This window comes from Paratractidigestivibacter sp., assembly GCF_052362415.1.
Classification (GTDB): Bacteria; Actinomycetota; Coriobacteriia; order Coriobacteriales; family Atopobiaceae; genus Paratractidigestivibacter.
Map to the genome: position 1 here is coordinate 12,237 of NZ_DAWEMK010000028.1, position 6,977 is coordinate 19,213.

Genomic DNA, 6,977 nt, shown 5'->3' on the forward strand with positions numbered 1-6,977 from the left:
CGCGCGATGTCTTCCCCGTGAACTGCCACCCGAGGCCTGGCTATTCGCCTTCGGGCACCACGACAGGCGGGTCGTCGCGCGTGTGAGATGGTGCCGGCTGGTAGCCGGCATGCCGCGCTTATGCACAGCAAGTAATCAGTATAGCAGCGCGCCGCCTGATGTCGAGAAGGGATTTCCCCTCACAAGCTCCCCATCTATTGACCGGGAGCGGAGCCAGGCGCGGAGCCCGCCACGGGGGCCGGCTCAGGCCCGCGGGTGGCAGGCCCGGGCGGCTTCCTTCAGGCGCTCGACCGAAAGATGCGTGTAGATCTGCGTGGTCGCGAGGCTCTCGTGACCGAGGAGCTCCTGGACGCTGCGAAGGTCCGCCCCGCCCGAAAGGAGCTCGGTGGCGAAGGTGTGGCGCATGGCGTGGGGCGTGATCGCGGGGTCGAGCCCCGCCGCGGCCACGTGTTGCTCGAAGGCGCGGCGCAGGGCGTCCGCGCTCATCCGCCGCCCGCGGGTCGAGAGGAAGAGCGCCCGCGCGGCGTCATCGGTGGGCTTCTTGGCAGCCGAGGCGAGCGACGGGCGCGCCTCGGCTACGTAGCGGGCGACCCAGTCGAGGGCGTACTCGTACACGGGGACGATCCGCTCCTTCGAGCCCTTGCCGAAGAGCCTCACCTGCGACGAGGAAAAATCCACGGAGGCGACGTCGAGCGCGCTCGCCTCCGAGATGCGGGCGCCGCAGGCGTAGAGGAGCTCGAGGAACGCGCGGTCCCTCAGGCCGGCGGCGGACGAGACGTCGCAGCTCTCGAGCAGGCGCGCGGCCTCGGCGTCGCTCATGGTCTTCGGGAGGCGGCGCGCGATCTTGGGGCTCGCGACCGCCGCGGCGGCCCCGCCCGTCTGCACGCCACGCTGCTCGAGCCACGAGTACAGCCCGCGGATCGCGGAGAGCCGTCGGTTGATGGTGGTCGTCGCGTACCGGGCGCGGGAAAGCTCGGCGAGGTAGGCGCGCAGTTCCTTATGGGTCGCCGCGAGGGCGTCGACGTCTTCGCGCTCGGCCCAGCGGGAAAAATCGGCGAGGTCCGCGGCGTACCCCTTGGCGGTGTTCTCCGAAAGCCCCCTCACCACGGTGAGCTGCGCCACGAAGGCATCTATATACGCGTCCGCGCCGCCCACGCCTAGCCTGCCGGAAAAAGGTCCGGCCTCGACGCCACGAACGAGTCGAAATCGCGCTCGGCCCGCTCGGCGAGCGCGCGCCGGCGGGCGGCCTTGTCGCGCACGTGCTCGGGAAGCGGCGGCACGATTCCGAAGTTCACGTGCATGGGCTGATAGTCCTTTGTGGCGGGATCGGTCGCGTAGGCGACGAGCGCCCCGAAGGACGTGGTCTGCGGGAGCTCGGCCGCGGGGGCACCGATGAGATCGGCGAAAGTGTTGAGCGCGGCGAGAAGCCCGGAGGCAATCGCCTCGACGTAGCCCTCGGTGCCGCAGATCTGCCCCGCGAGGCGGGCCTGGGTGCCGGGGATCTTGAAGGTACGGTCGAGGACGTGGGGCGAGTCGACGAAGGAGTTGCGGTGCATCACGCCGTAGCGCAAGAACTCGGCCCCCTCAAGTCCCGGGATCATGCGGAACACCCTGCGCTGCTCGGGCCAGGTGAGGTTCGTCTGGAAGCCGACGAGGTTGTAGGCGAGCGCGTCGGGCGTCTCCGCGCGCAGCTGGACCGCCGCCCAGGGCCTGTGCCCGGTCCTCGGGTCGGTGAGCCCCACGGGCTTGAGCGCGCCGTAGCGGATGGCGTCCCGGCCGGTCCGGGCGACCTCCTCGACGGGCTGGCAGGCGCAGAAGAGGTCCTTCTGCTCGAACTCGCGCGCGATCACCCGCTTCGCCCCGAGCAGCGCGTCGATGAACGCCTCGTACTCCTCCTTGTTCATGGGGCAGTTGAGGTAGTCGCCGATCCCCTCCTCGTAGCGCGACTGGGAGAAGGCGACGTCGCGGTCGATCGACTCTGCCGACCCGATCGGCGCCGCCGCGTCGCAGATCGAGAGATGCCCCTCCCCGACCGCCGCCTCCACCGAGGAGAAGAGCGCGTCGGAGCACAAAGGGCCCGCCGCGATGACGCAGGGCCCCTCGGGGATGCGCTCAGCCTCGCTGCGCTCGACCTCGATCAGGGGATTCGCGCAGACGTCCTCGGTGACAAGCTCGCTGAAGCGCCTGCGGTCGACCGCGAGGGCCCCGCCGGCGGGGACGGCGCACTCGCGGGCGAACCCGAGCAGGTAAGACCCCATGCAATCCAGCTCTCGCTTGAGCAGGCCTGCCGCGGAGTCGGGCTTGGTGGATTTAAGGGAGTTCGAGCACACGAGCTCGGCGAACCCGTCGGTGTGGTGGGCGGGCGAGGCATGGACGGGGCGCTGCTCCAGAAGCGTCACCCGGACGCCCCTCTTCGCGAGCTGCAGCGCGCACTCGGACCCTGCGAGCCCAGCCCCCACGACCGTGACACTCTGTACCATCGAACCCCCTCATGGGCGATATCGCCCTTCCGAGCCAACATCAACTCGAACCATTGTGCCCCATAAGGAAGGCGGCCGTCGGCGAGTATCTCCCGTCACAGAGCCGCTCCACGACTCCGGCGGCCTCGAGCGAGGTCAGCTCCATGAGTATCGCCGAGGCGCTCATGCCCATCTGCTCGGCGAGGTCCTCGGGGCGCATGGGATCCGCGACGAGCGCCGCCATGAGGGGGTCGAGGGGCTCGTCCGGCGCCTCTTGCCTCAAAAGGAGGAAGCCGTAGTCGAGCGAGATGGCGAGCTCGAGCGATTCTTGGTCGGGGATGATCCGCGCGCCCTCAGCGATGAGCGAGTTCGTGCCCTTCGACGTCGGCGAGAAGACCGATCCCGGTATCGCGTAGACGCCCCGCCCGAGCTCGAGGGCGGCGTCGGCCGTGCTCATGGTCCCCGACCGCGGCCCGCCCTCGGTCACGATGAGGTCCCGGGAGAGCGCGGCTATGAGCGCGTTGCGGCGCGGGAAGGCGTAGCGCCTGGGGCCCTGGCCCCACATCTCCGCGGATATGACGGCCCCGCCGCTGCTGATCGCGCCGTCGTAGACGTCCTTGGAGCTCTCGGGGTAGATGGTGTCCGCGCCGCAGCCGGAGACCACGATGTGCCGCCCGCCCGCGGAGAGCGCCGCCCTGCCGGCGTACGAGTCGCAGCCCATGGCTCCGCCGGAGACGACGCAGACGCCGCCCGCAGCCGCGACCCTCCCGGCCATCTCCGCGATCGCCCGCCCGTAGGGGGTGGGGCGCCTTGAGCCTATGATGCTCACGCAGGGCCCTGTGAGCGACCGCGGGTCGCCGCGTCCCCTCAGGACCTTGGGCGGGTTCGCGAGCTCGCGCATCATCGGGGGGTAGAGCTCGTCGTCGTAGAAAAGCTCCCAGCGTCCGTTCCCGAGGTCATTCACGGCAGGCTCCCTTCCCTTAGAGGCTGGCGCGCGACCTGAAGCCGAGCGCCTCGACGATGTCTTCGGTTTCCACGAGCGGGTGCTCCGCGATGTCGGCTACGGTCCTGGCGACGCTCGCTATGCGGACGATGGCGCGCCCGCCGAGCAGGAGCTTCGCCGCATAGCCCTCGAAGAGCTCGCGGGCGTCGTCCGCGAGCGCGGCGCCGCCGGGGCCGTCGGCCGCGCCGTAGCGCGCCAGCCTCCACGAGCGGAACTCCCGCGCGTTCACCACGATCTCGCGCATCTCGGCCGAGCCCATGCCCTTGCCGCCGCGGATCACGCTCTTTTCCGACGGGCGCGCGACGTCGCAGACGACGTCGATCCTGTTCATCAAGGGCCCGCCGATCTTGTTCTGGTACGCCACGACCTTCGCGGGAGGGCAGCGGCAGGTGTGCCCGGGGTCGCCCAGATGCCCGCAGGGGCAGGGGTTCGCGGCCGCGACCAGCTGGAAGTCGCAAGGGAACACGTAGGTCCCCTCGGCGCGCACGAGCCGCACGACGTGGTCCTCGATCTCATGGCCTGCAGGACGTTGTTGGCGAACTCCGGGATCTCGTCGAGGAACAGCACGCCGTTGTGGGCGAGTGAGAGCTCCCCGGGGATCACGGGCCTGCCGCCGCCGACGAGGCCCGCGAGCGTCATGGAGTGGTGCGGCGCCCTGAAGGGCCGCTCGCCGCGCGCGATCGAGTCGAGCGGCTGGCCGGCCGCCGAGTGGATCAGCATGGCCTCGTCGCGCTCACGGTCGCCGAGCGGGGGAAGGATGGTCGGGAGGCGCTTGGCGAGCATCGACTTGCCCGCGCCGGGAGGACCCACCATGAGCATCCCGTGGCGGCCAGCCGCCGCGATGACCATGGCGCGCTTGGCGATCTCCTGGTCGAGCACCTGGTCGTAATCAAGCGAGGACGATTCGGATCCTTCGGAATCCGGGGCATCGACGATCCCTGCGAGCGCGGGGAGTGCCTCGAGCCCCTCTGCGAGCTGATCGAGCGAGGAGAGCGCGAGGACGCGTCCGCGCCCTCCCGTGACGACCGGCGTCGAGGACGAGACCACAAGGTCGAAGCCGAGCTCGTCGGCGAGCACGGCGTAGGAGGCGGCGCCGCGCACCGGCAGCACGCTCCCGTCGAGCGCGAGCTCACCCACGAAGAGCGCATGGTCAGCGACGCGCCGCGGGATCTGCTTGGTCGCGGCGAGGATCGCCACGGCGATGGGAAGGTCGTAGGCGCACCCGAGCTTCTGGATGTCCCCCGGCGAGAGGTTCACGGTGAAGTGCGACTGGGGGATCTCGAAGCCCGAGGCGCCGATCGCGCACCGGACGCGCTCTGCGGTCTCGTCCGCGCGCAGGTTGGTCTTGCCCACGATGTGCATCCCGGGAAGGCCCCCGGTGGAGGACGCCTCGACCGTGAGGGGCAGGGCCTCTATGCCGCGCAGGGCGCCTGAGCGCACCCCGACAGAGCGGCTCACCTCGAGTCCCCGAAGAACGCGCAGGTGACGTGACGCAGCAAGACCTCGTCGCCCGAGGCGACCGGGAACGTCACCGCGACGACGTCGAACCTCACGGTCGGCTTCGGGCGCATCCGCGAGATATAGAGCTCCGCGAGCCTGAGATATCGTTTCTGCCTCGTGACGGTGACGGCGAGCTCGGGCGTCACCTGAACGGAGCCCTCCCGCCTCGTCTTCACCTCAACGAAGACGAGCGCGCCGCCGTCCTCGGCGACGATGTCGACCTCGCCGAGCCCGCAGCGCCATTTGCGCTCGACGACCGACATCCCGATGGACTCGAGGTACTCGGCGGCGAGGTCCTCTCCGACGTCGCCGAGATCCTTGAGGCTGAGGGACTCGGTGCGGAGCCCCTCGGGGGCGCGGCTGTACGCGACGAACGTGCGCCGGACCCCCCTCCCCTCGCGGGGCGCGTCGTACGCCTCGTCGTATACGGTCCGCGCGCATCGCTGTTCAAGCACCATGGCATCCTCCTTGACCCTGTGGTGCATGGAGGATGCCACGCGGACCTTACCGGTCCCTTCCCACTGCCTTGCGGGTTTCTTCCCGGAATCTGCCTGAAAGGCACGAGCGCCGCCCAGATTTTGAACACTCGGCAGGCCAAGGAGGGGCCAGGGCGCCAAAGCGACGGGCCGACGCGCGGCGGCAGCTTAAAACAGGGAGGGCGTCTCCAGGAAGTTTCCACAGAACGAGAAGCGATGGATCGGAGTGAGGCCGTGGGCGCGGATCGCGGCGATGTGCTCCGCGGACGCGTAGCCCTTGCACTCCGCGAGGTGGTACTCGGGATACTCATCGTCATAGGCGACCATGAGGTGGTCCCTGGTGACCTTGGCGACGATCGAGGCCGCGGCGATGGCTGCGATGCGCGCATCGCCCTTGACGAGGGTCCTCTCTTTGGGATGGACGTGCATGGGGTTGCCGTCGATGAGCACGCAGTCCGGCTCGACCCCGGCGTCCTTGATCGCGCCCGACATGGCGGCGCGCAGCGCCTGCGCCATGCCGACCGCGTCGATGACCGCGGGCTCGATGTGGCAGGTGCCGATGGCCAGCGCCGCGTCGGCGATCTTCGCGGCGAGGACCTCGCGCCTCGCGGGCGTCAGCTGCTTGGAGTCGTTGATGCCCCAGATCATGGGGTCGTAGGGCAGCGCGACCGCGCAGACCGTGAGGGGACCCGCGATCGAGCCGCGCCCGACCTCGTCGACGCCGAGGACCAGCCCGTCGCCCCCGAGCTCGCGCTGCAGCTCGTACATGCCGCGAACGCGGTCGTGCTCCGCCGCGTCGCGCTCGACGCGCTTCTGCGCGGAGGCGACCGCGCGCTGAACCTGCTTTCGCGGGTCGTCGGAGTAGCGCTTTATGAGTGCGCGCGCCTCGTCGTCGGGGGCATCGGAAAGAAGCGCCGCGATCTCCTTCGCGGTCGAGGCGTGCGGTGCGTGGTCGGGCATGGGTACCTCTCGATACAATGAGGGCCGCCCCGAGGGACGGCCCTGAACAACTCAAATACCGAAGAACTAGCGCTTCTCGGGGATGCGAGCGGCCTTGCCGATGCGGTCGCGGAGGTAGTAGAGCTTGGCGCGACGGACGGCACCGTGGCGGACAACCTCGAGCTTGGCGATCTTGGGGCTGTGAAGCGGGAAGGTGCGCTCGACGCCGACGCCGAAGGAGATCTTGCGGACAGTGAAGGTCTCGCGGGCGCCCTCGCCGCTCATGCGGATGACGTCGCCCTGGAAGACCTGCTCACGCTGACGGTCGCCCTCGATGATGCGGTAGTGAACCTTGACGTTGTCGCCAGGGCGAACCTCGGGGATGTCCTCGCGGATCTGCTGACGCTCGATAGCGCGGATGTAGTCCATAGTTGTTCCTTGTCTCTCTAGAGGTGCCGACGCTGTCTGCGAGCGGCACATAGGCTTACACACAAGGAGAAACTATAAACGAGAGGCGGCCGCACATCAAGAAAATTCACAACTAAAGGCAAAAACCTGCCACGACGCCGTTTTCCTCGGACGCGCGCAGGACGGTCGAGG

At 69.3% G+C, this 6,977-nt stretch carries 7 protein-coding genes and 1 pseudogene; all 8 read right to left on the minus strand.

Going from position 1 to position 6,977, the window contains the following annotated elements:
* Window positions 1-243: 243 nt before the first annotated feature.
* Window positions 244-1,155, minus strand: coding sequence for a tyrosine recombinase XerC (locus ACT84W_RS04395; protein WP_444328336.1), 912 nt, complete (start codon window positions 1,153-1,155; stop codon window positions 244-246).
* Between the two features lie 2 nt (window positions 1,156-1,157).
* Window positions 1,158-2,480, minus strand: coding sequence for a methylenetetrahydrofolate--tRNA-(uracil(54)-C(5))-methyltransferase (FADH(2)-oxidizing) TrmFO (gene trmFO, locus ACT84W_RS04400; RefSeq protein ID WP_444328337.1), 1,323 nt, complete (start codon window positions 2,478-2,480; stop codon window positions 1,158-1,160).
* Between the two features lie 40 nt (window positions 2,481-2,520).
* Window positions 2,521-3,423, minus strand: coding sequence for a DNA-processing protein DprA (locus ACT84W_RS04405; RefSeq protein WP_444328338.1), 903 nt, complete (start codon window positions 3,421-3,423; stop codon window positions 2,521-2,523).
* Between the two features lie 16 nt (window positions 3,424-3,439).
* Window positions 3,440-3,793 carry a hypothetical protein gene (locus ACT84W_RS04410; RefSeq protein WP_444328339.1) on the minus strand — a complete coding sequence of 118 codons (354 nt, stop codon included), beginning with the start codon at window positions 3,791-3,793 and terminating at the stop codon, window positions 3,440-3,442.
* A 15-nt stretch (window positions 3,794-3,808) separates the two neighbouring features.
* Window positions 3,809-4,824, minus strand: a pseudogene (locus tag ACT84W_RS04415) (YifB family Mg chelatase-like AAA ATPase); the annotation flags it as partial.
* Between the two features lie 92 nt (window positions 4,825-4,916).
* Window positions 4,917-5,420 (minus strand): YraN family protein, encoded by a 504-nt coding sequence (locus ACT84W_RS04420; RefSeq protein ID WP_417576547.1) that lies wholly within the window; start codon window positions 5,418-5,420, stop codon window positions 4,917-4,919.
* A gap of 186 nt (window positions 5,421-5,606) precedes the next feature.
* Window positions 5,607-6,398, minus strand: coding sequence for a ribonuclease HII (locus ACT84W_RS04425; RefSeq protein WP_432290788.1), 792 nt, complete (start codon window positions 6,396-6,398; stop codon window positions 5,607-5,609).
* Window positions 6,399-6,464: 66 nt separating this feature from the next.
* Complete coding sequence (gene rplS, locus ACT84W_RS04430) at window positions 6,465-6,806, minus strand: 50S ribosomal protein L19 (protein ID WP_417576545.1); 342 nt, start codon at window positions 6,804-6,806, stop codon at window positions 6,465-6,467.
* Window positions 6,807-6,977: the final 171 nt, after the last annotated feature.